Here is an 18,198-nt window from a genome sequence, read left to right on the forward strand (position 1 = left end):
CCAGTTTTTATCGCCCGGTTAATTTAAAAAAGTAGCTGCTAGCGCTTGATTTGTATGGGTTTCAGTATGAAAAGAATCTGAAGTCAATGAATGACAAGCGCAGATAGCTATCAAAAATAGTTTTCAACATTCACAGAGACAAGCACCATGCGTGAAGCCGTTATCGTTTCCACCGCCCGCACACCGCTGACCAAGTCGCATCGTGGCGAGTTCAACATCACTCCTGCCGCCCAGCTGGCTGCTTTCTCCGTCAAGGCGGCCGTGGAGCGCTCGGGTGTCGATCCCGAAATGATCGAGGACCTGATTCTGGGCTGCGGCAACCCCGACGGTTTCCAGGGGCGCAATCTGGGTCGCCAGACCGTGTTGCGCGCCGGGCTGCCGCTGTCGATCGCCGGCACCACCATCACGCGTTTTTGCGCCTCGGGTCTGCAATCCATCGCCATCGCGGCGGGGCGCGTCGTGGCCGAAGGCGTGGACGTGATGCTGGCCGGCGGTATCGAAACCATCTCCGGCATCCGCGCCGGCAACAATCTGCCCACCGACATGGACCCCTGGCTGGTGGAGCACAAGCCCGAGCTCTACATGGCCATGATCGACACCGCCGATGTGGTGGCCAAGCGCTACGGCATCACGCGTGAAGACCAGGATGCGTTCTCGCTGCAAAGCCAGCAGCGCACGGCTGCGGCCCAGGCCGCCGATCTGTTCAAGGACGAGATCATTGCCTGCTCCACACGCATGATGGAGAAGAACAAGGAAACCGGCGAAGTCACCTACCGCGACGTGGTGGCCACGCAGGACAACTGCAACCGCGCCAGCACCACGCTGGAGGGGCTGGCCAAGCTGGAGCCTGTGAAGGGCCCGGGCAACTTCATCACGGCCGGCAATGCCTCGCAGCTGTCCGACGGCTCCAGCGCCTGCGTGGTGATGGAAGCCAGGCTGGCAGAGCGTCTGGGCCTCAAGCCCCTGGGCGCTTTCCGCGGCTTTGCCGTGGCCGGCTGCGAGCCTGACGAGATGGGCATAGGCCCCGTGTTTGCCGTGCCCAAGCTGCTCAAGCGCCACGGCCTCACGGTGGATGACATCGACCTGTGGGAGCTGAACGAAGCCTTTGCCTCGCAGGCCCTGTATTGCCAGCGTCAGCTGGGCATTCCCAACGAGCGTCTGAATGTCAACGGCGGCGCGATTGCCATCGGCCACCCCTTCGGCATGACGGGCGCACGCCTGACCGGCCACATCCTGCTTGAAGGCCAGCGCCGCAAGGCCCGCAACCCCAAGGTCAAGTACGGCGTGGTGACCATGTGCATCGCCGGCGGCATGGGCGCTGCTGGCCTGTTCGAGATTTTCTAAACACCCCCTGAGCGGCTGGCGCCGCTTCCCCCTCTCTCTTCGGGAGGGGGACGACGCCTTTGCTGCGAGACGGCTCTTGCTCGGCGCCTCTGGTTCAGAGCGTGCCGGTGTCAGAGGCTGCAAAGGCGCGCTGCGCCATGGATTACCAGGAAATAGCAATGGATTTGCAATTCACCCCCCAGGAAGAGGCGTTTCGCGCCGAGGTGCAGAGTTTTCTCAAGGAAAAGCTGCCCAAGCATATTTCTGCCAAGGTCAAGGCCGGCCAGCGCCTGAGCAAGGCTGATCAGGATGAATGGCATGCCATTCTCAACGAGCGCGGCTGGTATGCGAATCACTGGCCCCAGGAGCATGGCGGCCCGGGCTGGGGGGCGGTCGAGAAGTTCATCTTCGACACCGAATGCGCCCTGGCCGGTGGCCCGCGCATCGTGCCTTTTGGCGTGAACATGCTGGGGCCGGTGCTGATCAAGTACGGCAACGAGCAGCAAAAGAAGTACTGGCTGCCGCGCATTCTGAGCGGGCAGGACTGGTGGTGCCAGGGCTATTCCGAGCCCGGCGCGGGCTCCGATCTGGCCTCGGTGAAGACCACGGCCGTGCGCGATGGAGACTTCTACATCGTCAACGGCCAGAAGACCTGGACCACCCAGGGCCAGCACGCCAATATGATCTTCTGCCTGGTGCGCACCAACCGCGAGGCCAAGGCCCAGGCCGGCATCAGCTTTTTGCTGGTGGACATGAACAGCCCCGGCGTGGAGCTGCGCCCCATCCGCACGCTGGACGGCGACAAGGAAGTCAACGAAGTCTTCTTCACCGATGTGAAGGTGCCTGTCGAGAATCTGGTGGGCGAGGAAAACCGGGGCTGGACCTATGCCAAGTATCTGCTGACCTACGAGCGCACCGGCATTGCTGGCGTGGGCTTTTGCATCTCGGCTCTGGCCAAGCTCAAGGTCATCGCCGCCAAGGTGCACAAGAACGGTCAGCCGCTGAGCCAGGACCCGCTGTTCGCGGCCCGCATGGCGCGCGTCGAGATCGACCTGGAGAACATGAAGACCACCAATCTGCGCGTGATTGCCGCCGTGGCCGGTGGCGGCGTGCCCGGTGCCGAAAGCTCCATGCTGAAGATTCGCGGCACCGAGATCCGCCAGGAAATCCTGTCGCTGATCCGCCGAGCCATGGGCGTGTATGCCGTGCCCTATATCGACGAGGCCCAGTACGAAGGCCATGACCAGGCGCCCGTAGGCGGCATCGACGAAGCCGCCACGGCCTCGGCCAACTACTTCAACTACCGCAAGCTGTCGATCTTCGGTGGCTCCAACGAAATCCAGAAAAACATCATCTCCAAGATGATTCTGGGCTTGTGAAATCCCCCCTGAGTCGCTGCGCGCCTTCCCCCCGGGGGGACGACGCCCTTGCTGCGGGGCGGCCCTTGCTGGGCGTCCCTGGCGAACCGGGCGGTGGCATGCGACACCGATTCGTTCGATTGGGTAGAAAGAATTTGTCATGAACTTCACACACACCGAAGACCGCCGCATGCTGGCGGACAGCCTGAACCGCTTTGTGGCCGAGCAGTACGGTATCGAACAGCGCAACCATTTGGCCTATGGTGCAGAAGGTCACAGCCCCGCGCTGTATGCGCAATTTGCCGAGCTGGGCGCGATCGGCGCGCTGTTCCCCGAAGAGGACGGCGGCTTTGGCGGATCGGGCTTTGACATCAGCGTGGTGTTCGAGTCGCTGGGCCGTGGCCTGGTGGCCGAGCCTCTGCTGGGGGCGCTGGTCGTGGGCCAGGCCCTGATTGCGGCCGGCACCGAAGCGCAGAAGCGCCAACTGGAGGACATCATCGCCGGCGGCGTGATCGCTGCCCTGGCGCACGACGAGCCGGGCAGTCACTACGAGCTCAACAAGGTCACGGCCACGGCGGCCAGGACCGCCACGGGCTGGGTGCTCAACGGCGCCAAGAGCGTGGTGGCCTTTGGCGAAAAGGCCGGTCTGCTGCTGGTGTCGGCGCGCACTGCAGGCGGCATGTTCGATACTGCCGGCATCAGCCTGTTCCTGGTCGACGGCAACGCCGCCGGCATCGTCAAGCGTGGCTACAGCCGTATGGAAGGCGGCCGCGCCGCCGAGCTGACTTTCGAAAACGTGCAGCTGGCAGAGGATGCGCTGCTGGGTGCCGAGGGCCGGGGCCATGCCGTGCTAGAGCATGTGCAGGGCTTTGCCTTGCTGGCGCTGGCTGCCGAGGCCCTGGGCGCCATGGATGTGGCCAAGCAGAACACGCTGGAGTATCTGCAGACGCGCAAGCAGTTCGGCGTGGTCATCGGCAGCTTCCAGGCGCTGCAGCACCGCATGGCCGATCTGTTGCTGGAGGTGGAGCAGGTGCGCTCCACCGTCATCAATGCGGCCGATGCCATCGACAACGCCCAGGGCACGGAGCGCGAGAAGATGCTGTCAGCCGCCAAGTACACCGTGGGCTCCGTGGGGACCCTGGTGGCCGAGGAAAGCATACAGATGCATGGCGGCATCGGCATGACCTGGGAGCTGCCGCTGTCGCATTACGCCAAGCGACTGGTCATGATCGACCACCAGTTTGGTGACGAGGACCATCACCTGGCGCGTTTCATGGCCTTGACGCAGGCATGAACTCCAGCGCCTGAGGCGCTGCGGTTTCACTAGACATGGAGAACATCAATGAGTGACGCTTTGCTGACCCGCCGCGAAGGTGCCGTACTGGTGCTGAGCAACAACAACCCGGCTGCGCGCAATGCGTTGTCGCCCGCGTTCTACGTGGCCGTCACGACCGCGCTGGCGGATGCTGCGGCTGACGCCAGTGTGGGCGCGGTCGTGCTCACGGGCGAGGGCGGCCATTTCTGCGCGGGCGGCGATCTGCGCCAACTGGCCAGGCGCCGCGAACTGCCCGTGGAGCAGCGCCGAGAAAAGCTCGAAGGCCTGCACGATCTGATTCGTGCCGTGCGCGACTGCCCCAAACCCGTCATCGCCGCCGTCGAAGGCGCGGCAGCGGGCGCGGGCCTGTCGCTGGCCCTGGCCTGCGATATGCTGGTGGCCGCCCGCGACAGCCTGTTCTCCGTGGCCTATGTGAAAGTGGGTCTGACGCCCGACGGTGGCGCCACGGCCTTTCTGGCCGAGTTCGTCTCGCGGCAGGTCTTGACCGAGCTGTGCCTGACCGGCGAGCGCATCAGCGGCGAACGCATGTACGCTCTGGGCCCCGTCAACCGCCTGGCCGAGCCCGGCCAGGCTCTGGTCGATGCCGTCGCGCTGGCCGCCCAGATCGCTACCGGCCCGGACCAGGCCACGGCCTTGATCAAGGACCTTTGCCGGCAGGCGCCGCGCAATACGCTGGAGCAGCAGCTGGAGCTGGAAGCGGAGCACATGGTGCGCTCGCAGGGGAGCGAGGAGTCCCGTGAAGGCATTGCAGCCTTTCTCGAAAAGCGCAGCGCCGATTTCACCAAACTGCGTGCTTGAGCGCTCGACGAAACCAAGATTTTCCAAGGAGAAAAGGCAGATGGCCGACAGCAATACCGAACAGAACCAGGACATCGACTTCCCGCTGGAGGGGGTGCGAGTACTCGATCTGTCCCGTGTCTTCGCCGGGCCGCTGTGCGGCATGGTTCTGGCCGACTTCGGCGCCGAGGTGGTCAAGGTCGAGCACCCGGGCCGCGGCGACGATACGCGTGACTGGGGCATTCGCATCGGCAAGACCGAGACCACTTACTACAACAGCATGAACCGCAACAAGCGGTCCATCACGCTGGATCTGCAAACGCCCGAGGGCGTGAAGATCCTCCATGAACTGCTGCCTCAGTTCGACGTGCTCATCCACAACTTCAAGACTGGCGGCGCCGAGAAGCTGGGTCTGGGCTACGAGCAGCTCAAGGCCATCAAGCCGGACCTGATCTACTGCGCCGTGGCTGGCTACGACAGCAGCGGCCCCGAGGCCAAGCGCCCCGGCTACGATCTGGTGATTCAGGGCGAGGCGGGCCTGATGGCGCTCAACGGCGAGGCAGGCATGCCGCCGCTCAAATTCGGCGTGGCCGTGGTGGATCTGGTAACCGGCATGTATGCAGCCCAGGCCGTGCTGGCCGCCTTGTTCCGCCGCGAGCGCACGGGCAAGGGCCGGCTCATAGAGATGGCGCTGTACGACAGCGGCATCACGGTCACAGGCTACTACGGCCTGGATGCACTGCAACTGGGGCGCGACCCCGAGCGCTACGGCAATGCCCACCCCTCCATCGTGCCCTACGGCATGTACGAGGCCGCCGACGGTCCGCTGATCATTGCCGTGGGCAACAACAGTCAGTTCGACAAGTTCTGCCGTCAAGTCATCATGCGCCCTGACATCGTCGAGGACCAGCGCTTCTCCACCAACGTCAACCGGGCCAGGAACCGGCTGGAGCTGCTGCCCATGCTCAAGACGCTGATTGGCAGCTTCCCGCGCGACCAGTTGCTGGAGCGCCTGACGGCTGCAGGCATTCCCTGCGGCCGTGTGGCCGGCCTGCACGAGGCCCTGACCAGCGAGCGCACGCGCCGCAGCGGCCTGCTGCGCGACATGCCCCATCCCGTGGTCGGCACCACGCCCGTGTTCGCGCCGCCCTACCGCCTGGACGGACAGCGTCTGCCCATCCGCCATGCACCGCCCACGCTGGGTGAGGGCACGCGAGAAGTGCTGCAGCGCCTGCTGACGCTCGATGATGCGCAATTGCAGGACCTGCAAGCCAAGGGCGTTCTCACGCTGCCCCAGGAGCCTTCATGAAGCACCCCCTGAGCCGCTGTGCGGCTTCCCCTCTCTCGCTTCGCGGGAGGGGACGACACCCTCGCTGCGGGGGCGGCCCTTGCTCGGTGTCCCTGTTGGGCCGTGTCAGGCTCACAGGCCGCGGACATCTTCTAGAGCCATAAATAACTCAAAAGCAAGATTAAAGGCCGCACAAGACGGCAAACAAAGACAGCGACTTCATAGGAGACAAACCATGAGCATCCCAGTCACACGCCGCGATCTTCTGCAAGGACTGGCCGCCATCGGCGGCGGCAGTCTGCTGGCCACGGGCGCCAGCAGCGCCTTCGCACAGGCCGGCAAGCCGGCATGGCCCAGCAAGCCCATCCGCGTGGTCGTGCCCTTCAACGCAGGGGGCGCCACCGACATCATGGCGCGCACCATCGGCGAGGTTCTGGCCAAGCGCCTGGGCCAGCCCGTGGTGGTGGACAACAAGGCTGGTGCGGCCGGCATTCTGGGCACGGAAGCCGTGGCCAAGGCAGCGCCTGACGGCCATACGCTGCTGCTGTCGCTCAGCACCTCCATGCTGATCAACCAGTTCCTCTATACCAAGCTGCCCTACAACCCGCAAAAGGACATCGCACTGATCACCCAGGTCGCAGCGGCGCCCGTCACGCTGGTGGTCCATCCTTCGGTGCCTGCCAACAATATGAAGGAGCTGCAGGCCTATGTGAAAGCACACAAGGGCAAGCTGTCCTATGGCTCCTGGGGCGTGGGCTCGTACGCCCATCTGGCCGGTGCCTATATGAGCAAGACCATGGATGCCGACATGAACCACGCCGCCTACAAGGGCGAGGCACCTATGATTCAGGAGCTGATCGGCGGCCAGCTGCAGCTGTGCTTTTCCAGCGCGCTCAACACCAAGCCTTTCATCGATTCCGGCCGTCTCAAGGCCATCGGCGTGACCGGCAAGGAGCGCATGGAAATCCTGCCCAAGCTGCCGACCATCTTCGAGCAGGGAGTGACCGACGACGCCTATTCGATCTACGGCTGGGTGGCCATGGGCGCTCCCGCCGGCACGCCCAAGGAGGTCGTGGACCAGCTCTATGGCCACCTGCGCGAGATCATCAAGGACCCCAAGGTGCTGGAGCGCATCACGGGCGCCGGCTTCATCCCCATGATGAACAGCCCCCAGGCCTTCCGCGACAACTACCAGCGCGATATGCCGATATGGAAGGCGCTGGTGGAGCAAGCCGGCGCCAAGCTTGATTGACCCCCCTGAGTCGCTTCGCTCCTTTCCCCTTGAAGGGGGACGACACCCTCGCTGCGAGGCGGCTCTTGCTCGGCGTCCCGCGCTTGCGCCGCGACAGTTTCATAGGTTGCGGGTGGCGCGCAACGCCATGGATCACTGAGTGACTGATTTTTACGGCCTGCGGCAGTGGGCCACCACCGACGACTGCTGAGACAGCTTTGACAGGAGACTTCATGCACATGCGCAATCCCGCACTCCAGGCCTGCACCAGCCGGCGCAGCGTTCTGGCCCTGGCCGCCGCGCCGTTGCTGGCCGGCCTGGCCGGAGGTGCACTGGCCGAGACCGACTGGCCCACCAAGATGCTGCGCCTGGTCGTGCCGTTCCCCGCAGGCGGTCCCACCGATACGGCATCGCGCATCGTGGGCCAGAAGCTGGGCGAGCGCCTCAAGCAGACGGTGGTCGTGGAGAACCGTCCCGGTGCCTCGGGCTCCATCGCGGCCGTGCAGGTCGCCAAGAGCCCGGCCGATGGCTACACGCTGATGATGCTGGCTACGCCCACGCTGCTGGCGCCCCATCTGTACAAGAAGGCCGGCTACGACACCGTCAAGGATTTCGCGCCCGTGGCCACGGTCTATGACCTGCCCATCGTCATCGTGGTCAACCCTGCGCTGCTGCCCGATGTCATCGACCTCAAGAGCCTGATCGCCCACGCCAAGGCCCAGAAATCAGCACTCAACTACACCAGCTCGGGGGCCGGCAGCTTCGGCCATCTGAGCATGGAGCTGCTCAAGCAGATGGCCGGCTTCGACATGCAGCATGTGCCCTACAAGGGCGGCGTGCCCGCCATCACCGACACCATCGGCGGCCAGGTGCCCATCATGTATGCCGACCTCGTGGCCGCGCTGCCTCATATCCAGGCCGGCAAGCTGCGGGCCATCGCCGTGGGCTCGCCCCAGCGCGTGAGCATGCTGCCCGACATCAAGACCATTGCCGAGCAGGGCATCAAGGGCTATGACGCTGTTTCCTGGGGCGGTCTGCTCGCACCCAAGGGTACGCCCAAGGCTGTGGTCGAGCGCATCGCCTCTGAAGTCCAGCAGATACTGGCCGACAAGGACATCCAGAGCAAGCTGCTCCACGCGGGCGCCATCGCCACCTTCCAGAATCCCGCCCAGCTGGGCCAGCGCATCCAGCAGGACTACACGCGCTGGGGCCAGCTGATCCGCGACAAGGGCATTGCAGTGGAGTGACAACGACATGAAGACACGCATCACCGAACTCTTTGGCATAGAGCACCCCATCATCCAGGGTGGCATGCACCATGTGGGCCTGGCCGAGCTGGCCGCCGCCGTCTCCAACGCCGGGGGACTGGGCATCATCACGGGCCTGACCCAGCGCACGCCCGAGCTGCTGGCACGCGAGATCGCGCGCTGCCGCGAGATGACGGACAAGCCCTTTGGCGTCAACCTGACCTTTCTCCCTTCGGTCAACCCGCCCGACTACCCGGGCTATGTCAAGGCCATCATCGAAGGCGGCGTCAAGGTGGTCGAGACGGCCGGCAACAACCCGCAGAAATGGCTGCCCGCGCTCAAGGAAGCCGGCATCAAGGTGATTCACAAGTGCACCTCGGTGCGCCATGCACTCAAGGCCGAGGCCATCGGCTGCGATGCCATCAGCGTGGACGGCTTCGAATGCGGCGGCCATCCGGGCGAGGACGACATCCCCAACTTCATCCTGCTGCCGCGCGCTGCCGAAGAACTGAAGATTCCCTTTGTTGCTTCGGGCGGCATGGCCGACGGCCGGTCGCTGGTGGCCGCGCTGGCGCTGGGCGCCGAAGGCATCAATATGGGCACGCGCTTCATTGCCACACAGGAGGCGCCCGTGCATGCCAAGGTCAAGCAGGCCATCGTGGCGGCCAGCGAGCTCGACACCCGTCTGGTCATGCGCCCGTTGCGCAACACCGAGCGCGTGCTGACCAACTCCGCCACCGAACGCCTGCTGCAAAAGGAGCGCGAGCTGGGCGCGGCCATCACCTTTGCCGACATCGCGCCCGAAGTGGCCGGCGTCTATCCGCGCATCATGCACGACGGCGACATGGACGCAGGCGTCTGGTCCTGCGGCATGGTTGCAGGCCTGATCCACGATGTGCCGACGGTGGCGCAGCTGATCACCGGCATCATGGACCAGGCCCATGCACTGATCAACGAGCGGCTCGCGGGCCTGGCCCGCTGAGCCTTTCACTCTTCAAAACCAGGAAAGAGCTTTCTCATGAAAATCCTTGTACCCGTCAAACGTGTCGTGGACTACAACGTCAAGGTCCGTGTGAAGTCGGACGGCACGGGTGTGGACATCGCCAACGTCAAGATGAGCATGAACCCCTTTGACGAAATCGCCGTCGAAGAAGCCGTGCGCCTGAAGGAAAAAGGCGTGGTCACCGAAGTCATCGCCGTCTCCTGCGGCGTGGCCCAGTGCCAGGAAACCCTGCGCACGGCCATGGCCATCGGTGCCGACCGCGGCATTCTGGTCGAGACCGATGTCGAGTTGCAGCCCCTGGCCGTGGCCAAGCTGCTCAAGGCCCTGGTGGACAAGGAGCAACCCGGTCTGGTCATCTGCGGCAAGCAGGCCATCGACGACGATGCCAACCAGACCGGCCAGATGCTGGCGGCCCTGGCCGACCTGCCCCAGGCCACCTTCGCCTCCAAGGTTGAAGTCGCTGGCGACAAGGTCAACGTGACCCGCGAAGTCGACGGCGGCCTGGAAACCGTGGCCCTGTCCACGCCTGCCGTCATCACCACCGACCTGCGCCTGAACGAGCCCCGCTACGTCACCTTGCCCAACATCATGAAGGCCAAGAAAAAGCAGCTGGACACCTTCAAGCCCGAGGACCTGGGCGTGGACGTGACGCCCCGCCTGAAGACCGTGAAGGTCTCCGAGCCTGCCAAGCGCGGCGCTGGCGTCAAGGTGGCCGATGTGGCCGCTCTGGTCGACAAGCTGAAAAATGAAGCGAAGGTCATCTGACTCCCCCTGAGTCGCCTGCGGCGCCTTCCCCCAAGGGGGACGACGGCCTTGGCTGCGGGGCGGCCTTTGCTGGCCGCCCCTCGCCAGGCTGCGCTGCTGCCAAGGGCTGATGTCCTCTCTAGGACTTCGCCAGAACGTAAAGAAATTTAGAGGTTGAATATGACTTCTCTCGTTATTGCAGAACACGACAACGCTTCGATCAAGACCGCGACCCTGAACACCGTGACGGCTGCCAAGGCCTGCGGCGGTGATGTGCATGTGCTGGTGGCCGGCGAAGGCGCTGCCGCTGCAGCAGCCGCTGCCGCCCAGATCGCCGGCGTCTCCAAGGTCATCCACGCCGAAGGCGCCAGCCTCAAGGACGGCCTTGCCGAGAACGTCGCCGCGCAGGTGCTGGCGATTGCCGGCAACTACAGCCACATCCTGTTTCCCTCGACGGCCTCGGGCAAGAACGTGGCCCCCCGCGTGGCCGCCAAGCTGGACGTGGCCCAGATCAGCGACATCACCAAGGTCGACTCCGCCGACACCTTCGAGCGCCCCATCTACGCGGGCAACGCCATCGCCACCGTGCAGTCCGCCGATGCCGTCAAGGTCATCACCGTGCGTACCACGGGCTTTGACGCAGCAGCTGCCACTGGCGGCTCTGCTGCCGTGGAAAGCGCAGCGGCCGTGGCCGACGGCGGCAAGAGCAGCTTTGTGGGCCGCGAAGTGACCAAGAGCGAGCGTCCCGAGCTGACGGCCGCCAAGATCATCGTCTCCGGCGGTCGCGCGCTGGGCTCGGCCGAGAAGTTCCAGGAAGTCATGTCGCCCCTGGCCGACAAGCTGGGAGCGGCCATCGGCGCCTCGCGCGCTGCGGTGGATGCGGGCTATGCCCCCAACGACCTGCAGGTGGGCCAGACCGGCAAGATCGTGGCGCCTCAGCTGTACATTGCCTGCGGCATTTCTGGCGCGATCCAGCATCTGGCGGGCATGAAGGACTCCAAGGTGATCGTGGCGATCAACAAGGACCCCGAGGCACCGATCTTCTCGGTGGCTGATTACGGTCTGGAAGCCGACCTGTTCCAGGCAGTGCCGGAGCTGGTGAAGACGATCTAAGCATTGCCATGGCAATGCGCGGCCCGGACAACGGTGTCCGGGCCCCGGCCAGAGCGGCACACAAGGTATGTGCCCCGGCCCCACCTGGTTCAGAGATTCAGGAGACAAGACATGCAGATTTCCCTTGACCGCCGCAGCCTGGTTCTCGCCACAGCCGCCTTTTTGACTGCCGCTGGCACCGGCGCATCAGCCTGGGCACAGTCCGGCGACTATCCTGCGCGGCCCGTCACGCTGATCGTGCCGTTCCCGGCCGGCGGCCCCACCGACCGCCATATGCGTACGCTGGCCGATATTGCGGGCAAGCAGCTGGGCCAGCCAATCATCGTCGAGAACAAGCCTGGCGCGGGCGGCACGCTGGGCCCCGGCACCATGGCGCGCACCGCCAAGCCAGATGGCTACACCATCACCCAGTTCCCCATGTCCATGCTGCGCATGGCGCATATGCAAAAGACCGCCTGGAACCCGGTCACGGACTTCAGCTACATCATCGGCGTCTCGGGCTATACCTTCGGTTTCACGGTGCGCTCGGATTCGCCCTACAAAAGCTTCAACGAGTACATCGCCGCCGCGCGCAAGACTCCCGGCAAGATCGAATACGGTTCCACGGGCATAGGTTCCTCGCCGCATCTGCTGATGGAGGAGCTGGCTGAGAACGCCAAGGTCACTCTCAATCATGTGCCTTTCAAGGGCAATGCCGACCTGCAGCAGGCCCTGCTGGGCGGTCATGTGGCCGCGCAAAGCGATGCCTCGGGCTGGGACACCTATGTGAATGGCGGCCAGATGCGTCTGCTCATGACCTTCGGTGAAAAGCGCACCCAGCGCTGGCCCGACGTGCCCACGGCCAAGGAGCTGGGCTATGGCGTGGTCTCCACCTCGCCCTACGGCCTGGCGGGGCCCAAGGGCATGGACCCGGCCGTGGTGCGCAAGCTGCACGACGCCTTCAAGAAGGCCATGGACGATCCGCGCCATGTCGAGGTGCTCAGGCAGCTCAACCAGGACGCCTGGTACCGCTCGGGTGCCGACTATGCGCAATGGGTGCGCGAGGCCTACGCCAAGGACAAGGTCCTGATCGACCGCCTGGGCCTGGCTGCCAAATAGGCCTGTCCTCCAATGCGCCCGCAGGGCCGTGGGGCCCGCAGGTGCAGTCCGCTTGAGATTCGTGAATTCCTGAAACGGAGTCCCTCATGACTGTTTCCTTGCCTTTGCCCGATGCACCCTTCACCACGCTGGCCGAGCTGATCCGCAGCCATGCGCGCCAGCAGCCCGGCCATGCGGCGCTGCGCGACGACCAGCAGACGCTGAGCTACGCCCAGCTCGACGCCCTCATGGACCGCGTGGCCGCAGCCTTGCAGCGCGAAGGTGTGCAGCCCGGCCAGGCCATCGCCATCTGCGCGTTGAGCTCGGTGCGCTATGCAGCTCTGTTCCTGGGAGCCCTGCGAGCGGGCGTGGTGGTCGCGCCGCTGGCGCCATCCTCCACGGCCGAGAGCCTGGCTTCCATGTTGCGCGATGCCCAGGCACGCCATCTGTTCCTCGACAAGGCGGCCCAGGACCTGGTGCCCGCAGACACCGGACTGCAATGCATCTCGCTGGACGGCGTGGCGCCGGGCCGTGCCTTCGAGGACTGGCTGGCGCCCGAAGGCGCGCAGCCCGCTGCCGTGAGCCTTGCGCCCGAGGCACCGTTCAACATCATCTATTCCTCGGGCACCACGGGGACTCCCAAGGGCATCGTGCAGTCGCACGGCATGCGCTGGACCCATATCAACCGGGGCGGTGTCTATGGCTACGGCCCCGAGGGCACGACGCTGCTGGCCACGCCGCTGTACTCCAACACCACGCTGGTGGTGTTCTTCCCCACGCTGGGCAGCGGCGGCTGCGTGGTGCTCATGCCCAAGTTCGACGCGGGGCGCTATTTGCAACTGGCCCAGCAGCACCGCGTCACCCACACCATGCTGGTGCCTGTTCAGTACCAGCGCATCATGGCGCTGCCGCAGTTCGGCGAGCATGACCTGTCGAGCTTTCAGGCCAAGTTCTGCACCAGCGCACCGTTTCGCGCAGAACTCAAGGCCGATGTGGTGGCACGCTGGCCCGGCAGCCTCACCGAGTTCTACGGCATGACCGAAGGCGGGGGCACCTGCATCCTTGAAGCCCATCTGCACCCGGACAAGCTGCACACCGTGGGCCAGCCCGCCGAGGGCCATGACATCCGCCTCATCGACGAGGAGGGCCGCGAGGTCGCCCCCGGCGCGGACGGCGAGGTCGTGGGCCATTCGGCCAGCATGATGAGCGGCTACCACGGTCAGCCCGCCAAGACGCGCGAGGCCGAATGGTTCGATGCCACGGGCAAGCGCTTCATTCGCACGGGCGATGTGGGTCGCTTCGATGCCGACGGCTTTCTGACCCTGTTCGACCGCCGCAAGGACATGATCATCAGCGGCGGCTTCAACATCTATCCCAGCGACCTGGAGGCTCAGTTGCGTGCCCATCCGGCCGTGGACGACGTGGCCGTGGTCGGCGTGCCCTCCGAGCAATGGGGCGAGACGCCCGTGGCCTATGTGGTGTCGCGCACTGGCCAGCCGGCCCGGCCCGAGGAGATCATGGGCTGGTACAACCAGCAAGCCGGCAAGACCCAGCGTCTGGCCGACCTGCGCTTCATCGCCGAGCTGCCGCGCAGTGCCATCGGCAAGGTTCTCAAGCGCGAGCTGCGCGACCAGTACGCTGCGGAGCACTGAGCCTGTCTTCCATTCCACGATGCCCATCACGAGAACTATCCCATGAGCCATGACACCACGATGTCCGAAGTCCGCAGCCAGGTGACGCCCGAGGAATGGCAGACTCGCGTCGAGCTGGCTGCCGCCTACCGGCTGGTCGCCCACTTCGGCTGGGACGACCTGATCTTCACCCACATCTCGGCACGCGTGCCGGGCCAGCCCGGCCAGTTCCTGATCAATCCATACGGCATGCTGTTCGACGAGATCACCGCGTCCAGCCTGGTCAAGGTCGATCACGAAGGCCAGCCGTTGATGGAGGCCGAGTACGACGTCAACCCCGCCGGCTTCGTCATCCACAGCGCCATCCACGACGGCCGGCCCGAGGTGCAGTGTGTGCTGCACACGCACACTCGCTACGGCGTGGCCGTGTCGGCGCAAAAGGATGGACTGCTGCCCATCTCGCAGCAGTCCATCTTCCCGCTGGTGCGTCTGGCCTATCACGACTACGAGGGCGTGGCTCTGCGCGATGACGAGAAGCCGCGTCTGGTGGACGATCTGGGTGCGAGCAACTTCCTCATCCTGCGCAACCACGGGCTGCTCACCTGCGGCCGCAGCGTGGCCGAGGCCGTGCTGGCCATGTACACGCTGGAGTCGGCCTGCCGCATCCAGATCCTCGCGCAGTCGGGCGGCAGCGAGCTGACGCGTATCCCGCAGCCCATCATTGCCGACGCGGTCAACCAGTCGCGTCAGGTCACCAAGGGCAAGGGCGCGGGCCTGGCCTGGCCGGGCCTGTTGCGCCGTCTGGATCGCATCGATCCGTCTTACAAGGACTGAAGGAAACCATGGGAATTCTGGTCAACATCCACCCCAGCATGGGCACGCCCATCGTCGAGTCGCTGCGTGCGCTGGCACCCGATCTGCGCGTCTGGGCCCACCGCGACGAGGCGCCTGCCACCGAGGTCGAAGCCATGCTCGCCTGGAGCCTCAAGCCCGGCGTGCTGCCGGCCTATCCGCAACTCAAGCTGCTGTGCGCACCCAGTGCCGGTGTGGACAAGCTGCTGGCCGTGCCCGATCTGCCGGCTGGCCTGCCCGTGGCGCGCACCGTCGATCCGCAGCAGCATGTGGAGATCGCCCAGTATGTGGTCGGCACCGCGCTGCGCCATACGCGCGAGCTGGATCTGTTCGCGCGCCAGCAGCAGGCGGGTGACTGGCTGCGCCGCCCCGTGCGCGCCAGCGCCGACTGCCGCGTGGGCATTCTGGGTCTGGGCGAGGTCGGTCGCTTCGTGGCTGCTGCCATGCAGGCCGTGGGCTATCCTGTCGCGGGCTGGAGCCGCAGCGCCAAGAACATTGCCGGCCTGACCACCCACAGCGGTGCCGAGGGTCTGCAGCAACTGCTGTCGGGCAGCGACATTCTGGTCTGCGCCTTGCCGCTTACGCACGAGACGCGCGATCTGCTGAACCGCCGCACGCTCTCCCTGCTGCCGCGCGGCGCCTATTTCATCAATGTGGGGCGCGGCGAGCAAGTGGTCGAGGATGAACTGCTGGCTCTGCTCGACGAAGGCCATCTGGCCGGCGCCGCGCTGGACGTGCTGCGCGAGGAACCGCCCCAGCCCGGCAACAAGGTGTGGGGGCACCCCAAGGCCTTTGTCACTCCGCATATCGCGGCTCAGGCTTCAGCCGACACCGTGGCCCGCCAGTGCCTGGAGAATCTGCGCCGCCTGCGTGCGGGCGAGCCCTTGCTCAACCTGGTGGACGTGGCCCGCGGATACTGAGACGTATTTCCCTTTCCCTGTCGCGCTGCCGCGCGGCGCTTTATCCTTGCAAGAACCAAGAGACATTCATGCCTTCGACATCTCGCCGCAGCTTTCTTCAATCGAGCGCCGCAGCCGGCGCCGCCATGCTGGTACCCTCGGTCTGGGCCCAGAGCCCCTGGCCCTCCAAGCCCATACGCATCGTCGTCCCCTACACGGCGGGCGGCTTCACCGATCAGATGGCACGTCTGCTGCAAGTGGGTTTGCAGAAAGCGCTGGGCCAGCCCATCGTCATCGAAAACAAGCCTGGTGCGAACAGTCTCATCGGTGTGGATCAGGTGGCAAAGTCTGCACCTGATGGCTACACGTTCGGCGTGGTGATTGCCGCTTATGCGGCCAACACCACGCTGTATCCCAAGCTGCCCTACAACCCCGGCAAGGATCTGGTCGGCGTGTCTCTGATGGGGATCTCGCCTCTGGTTGCAGCAGTATCCAACAATGCTCCGTTCAAGACCACGCGGGAGCTGATTGCCTATGCCAAGGCACATCCTGGCAAGGTCAGCTTTGGTTCCTCGGGAAGCGGCTCCAGCGCGCATCTGACAACCGAGTTGATGAAGCTGCTGACCAAGACGGATATGACTCATGTGCCCTACAAGGGGGCCGCACCGGCACTGACCGACCTCATGGGTGGTCAGATCCCGCTGTTCCTCGATCCTCCGCCCAATCTGATCCAGCCTGCCAAGGCCGGTCGCATTCGTCTGATTGGCGTGGCCAGCGAAAAGCGACTGGCGGTTTTGCCCGATGTACCGACATTTGCCGAGCAAGGCATCCCCGACCTGATGGGCAGCACCTGGGCAGCAATGATTGCACCGGCAGGAGTGCCCAAGGAGATCGTGCAGCGCATGTCCGCCGAAGTCGCTCGCATCATTCGCAGTCCTGAGATTTCGCAGCGCATGCAGCAGACCATGGGTACGTTTGCAGAAGGTTCGACACCGGAGGAGTGCGATCGCTTCATTGCCGCTGAAACTGCCAAATGGGGGAAAGTGATCCGTGAGGCCAAGGTGACGCTGGACTAGGCTTGCTGGCCTGGTTTGTCCCCGGCAGGGAGCGACGCAGGCCTCAAGAGAAATGGCGCGGCTTGCGGGTGAGGTGAATGCAGGGGGATCTCCTCATTGGCCTACGGTGCGAAGTAGAGATGGCTGCATCGTGGCAACCCCTGCCGAACAAGCCCGCGACAGTCAGATGAGATCTACGCCAGCTTGCGGTGCCGTCAAGGCCGCACAATCTCGCTGGCGGCGACGCGCCACCGCCTCCTCGGAGCCCTCAATGCATGCCTTTTTCGATAGGCCGCGGGCGTCATTCCCACATACCGGGCGAACACCCGCCGGAACGCCGAGGCATCCTCATATCCGCAGGCCAGCGCCACGGAGGGCACGCTCTCCAGCGTGATCTCCAGCAGCACCCGAGCCCGTGCGCAGCGCAGGCGGTGCAGGTGATCGAGCGGGCTGTGCCCCAACTCCTGCTGGAAGTGGCGCAGCAGGGTGCGCGGGCTGGCCGATACCGCGTCCGCCAGCGACCGCAGGTCATAGGGCTGCTCCACGCGCGTCTCCAGCCAGGCTATGGCATGGGCTAGCACGCTGGTCCGCGTGGCGGGAATGCGGCGATCCTGCATGGCGGCGCGCGTGGCGCGTTCGCGCTGGGGGTCGGGCTGCACAACGGCGGCCAGCGCTTCGGCCAGGTCGTCGCCGAAGGCATGGCGCGTGAGCGCCAGAGCCAGGGGTACCAGGGCTTCGGCGTGGGAGGCGCTGAGCCAGGGCCTGTCGTCCACAAAGGGTTGGCCCTCGGCAAGTTCTATGCCGGCAAAGTCCAGTCCGAATCCGCCCATGAAATACCAGGGAAGGGCCACACGGCGGCCCTCGCAGCGCCCGCTGGCGGCCGCGAACCAGGCGCCGCTGCCCAGCGTACACACGGTCAGGCCCTGGTCGAAGGCTGTGGCGATGCGCTGCGTGAAGTCCGGATGCGCGGCGACGATGTCGCGGATGGATGGAATGTCCGGGCAGTGCAGCGCGCTTGCGAAGACGGCATGCACCGGACCTTCGGCCAGTGCGCCTTCGGCCGTGTGCGGCATGGCCGGCAGGGGCCGGCCCCGGCCATCGACCCAGCGCCAGCCAAAGCGCGGTGCGCGCCGGCCCAGGCGCAGGCCGGCAACGAGGTTGGCGCTGCGCAGCATCTCCACGAGATGCGCGGCGTGGCCTGTGGCGCTGTGCTCCAGGCAGGGCAGCTCGATGACGAAGGTCCGGGGCATGGCGTTTCTGACTC

The 18,198-nt window shown here is 65.2% G+C and carries 16 protein-coding genes; 15 read left to right on the forward strand and 1 reads right to left on the reverse strand.

The window, feature by feature from the left end:
• Nucleotides 1–147 precede the first annotated feature (147 nt).
• The 15 genes from AAIL66_RS10055 to AAIL66_RS10125 all read left to right on the forward strand — a co-directional run bounded on the left by AAIL66_RS10055 (nucleotide 148) and on the right by AAIL66_RS10125 (nucleotide 16,955).
• Nucleotides 148–1,344 (forward strand): acetyl-CoA C-acyltransferase, encoded by a 1,197-nt coding sequence (locus AAIL66_RS10055; RefSeq protein WP_003062624.1) that lies wholly within the window; start codon nucleotides 148–150, stop codon nucleotides 1,342–1,344.
• 158 nt (nucleotides 1,345–1,502) lie between these two features.
• Nucleotides 1,503–2,702: an acyl-CoA dehydrogenase family protein gene (locus AAIL66_RS10060; protein WP_034356048.1), complete on the forward strand. Its 1,200-nt coding sequence runs from the start codon at nucleotides 1,503–1,505 to the stop codon at nucleotides 2,700–2,702.
• 139 nt (nucleotides 2,703–2,841) lie between these two features.
• On the forward strand, nucleotides 2,842–3,975 hold the full coding sequence (locus tag AAIL66_RS10065) for an acyl-CoA dehydrogenase family protein (RefSeq protein WP_343496635.1): 1,134 nt from the start codon (nucleotides 2,842–2,844) through the stop codon (nucleotides 3,973–3,975).
• 48 nt (nucleotides 3,976–4,023) lie between these two features.
• Nucleotides 4,024–4,815 (forward strand): enoyl-CoA hydratase, encoded by a 792-nt coding sequence (locus AAIL66_RS10070; RefSeq protein WP_343496636.1) that lies wholly within the window; start codon nucleotides 4,024–4,026, stop codon nucleotides 4,813–4,815.
• A gap of 40 nt (nucleotides 4,816–4,855) precedes the next feature.
• On the forward strand, nucleotides 4,856–6,103 hold the full coding sequence (locus AAIL66_RS10075) for a CoA transferase (protein WP_034356038.1): 1,248 nt from the start codon (nucleotides 4,856–4,858) through the stop codon (nucleotides 6,101–6,103).
• 214 nt (nucleotides 6,104–6,317) lie between these two features.
• Nucleotides 6,318–7,334 (forward strand): tripartite tricarboxylate transporter substrate binding protein, encoded by a 1,017-nt coding sequence (locus tag AAIL66_RS10080; RefSeq protein ID WP_343496637.1) that lies wholly within the window; start codon nucleotides 6,318–6,320, stop codon nucleotides 7,332–7,334.
• Between the two features lie 212 nt (nucleotides 7,335–7,546).
• Nucleotides 7,547–8,560 carry a tripartite tricarboxylate transporter substrate binding protein gene (locus AAIL66_RS10085; RefSeq protein WP_343496638.1) on the forward strand — a complete coding sequence of 338 codons (1,014 nt, stop codon included), beginning with the start codon at nucleotides 7,547–7,549 and terminating at the stop codon, nucleotides 8,558–8,560.
• A gap of 7 nt (nucleotides 8,561–8,567) precedes the next feature.
• The gene (locus AAIL66_RS10090; RefSeq protein WP_211456793.1) at nucleotides 8,568–9,542 is read left to right on the forward strand and encodes a nitronate monooxygenase family protein; all 975 of its coding nucleotides are present in this window, start codon (nucleotides 8,568–8,570) and stop codon (nucleotides 9,540–9,542) included.
• Nucleotides 9,543–9,578: 36 nt separating this feature from the next.
• Nucleotides 9,579–10,328 carry an electron transfer flavoprotein subunit beta/FixA family protein gene (locus tag AAIL66_RS10095; RefSeq protein ID WP_003052181.1) on the forward strand — a complete coding sequence of 250 codons (750 nt, stop codon included), beginning with the start codon at nucleotides 9,579–9,581 and terminating at the stop codon, nucleotides 10,326–10,328.
• Between the two features lie 159 nt (nucleotides 10,329–10,487).
• Nucleotides 10,488–11,420: an FAD-binding protein gene (locus tag AAIL66_RS10100; protein WP_343496639.1), complete on the forward strand. Its 933-nt coding sequence runs from the start codon at nucleotides 10,488–10,490 to the stop codon at nucleotides 11,418–11,420.
• Between the two features lie 111 nt (nucleotides 11,421–11,531).
• Nucleotides 11,532–12,518: a tripartite tricarboxylate transporter substrate binding protein gene (locus tag AAIL66_RS10105; RefSeq protein ID WP_343496640.1), complete on the forward strand. Its 987-nt coding sequence runs from the start codon at nucleotides 11,532–11,534 to the stop codon at nucleotides 12,516–12,518.
• Nucleotides 12,519–12,604: 86 nt separating this feature from the next.
• Complete coding sequence (locus AAIL66_RS10110; protein WP_343496641.1) at nucleotides 12,605–14,149, forward strand: class I adenylate-forming enzyme family protein; 1,545 nt, start codon at nucleotides 12,605–12,607, stop codon at nucleotides 14,147–14,149.
• Nucleotides 14,150–14,191: 42 nt separating this feature from the next.
• Nucleotides 14,192–14,962 carry a class II aldolase/adducin family protein gene (locus AAIL66_RS10115; RefSeq protein ID WP_343496642.1) on the forward strand — a complete coding sequence of 257 codons (771 nt, stop codon included), beginning with the start codon at nucleotides 14,192–14,194 and terminating at the stop codon, nucleotides 14,960–14,962.
• Between the two features lie 8 nt (nucleotides 14,963–14,970).
• Entirely contained in the window at nucleotides 14,971–15,900 is a 930-nt protein-coding gene (locus tag AAIL66_RS10120; protein WP_034408382.1) for a glyoxylate/hydroxypyruvate reductase A, read from the forward strand.
• Between the two features lie 68 nt (nucleotides 15,901–15,968).
• Complete coding sequence (locus AAIL66_RS10125; RefSeq protein WP_034408380.1) at nucleotides 15,969–16,955, forward strand: tripartite tricarboxylate transporter substrate-binding protein; 987 nt, start codon at nucleotides 15,969–15,971, stop codon at nucleotides 16,953–16,955.
• A gap of 194 nt (nucleotides 16,956–17,149) precedes the next feature.
• On the opposite strand, the gene AAIL66_RS10130 is transcribed toward AAIL66_RS10125, so the two are convergent.
• Nucleotides 17,150–18,184 carry a helix-turn-helix domain-containing protein gene (locus tag AAIL66_RS10130; protein ID WP_034382524.1) on the reverse strand — a complete coding sequence of 345 codons (1,035 nt, stop codon included), beginning with the start codon at nucleotides 18,182–18,184 and terminating at the stop codon, nucleotides 17,150–17,152.
• Nucleotides 18,185–18,198 lie beyond the last annotated feature (14 nt).

Origin of the sequence: Comamonas sp. F1-6, assembly GCF_039581415.1 — a bacterium.
In the GTDB taxonomy this organism is placed as follows: domain Bacteria; phylum Pseudomonadota; class Gammaproteobacteria; order Burkholderiales; family Burkholderiaceae_C; genus Comamonas; species Comamonas thiooxydans.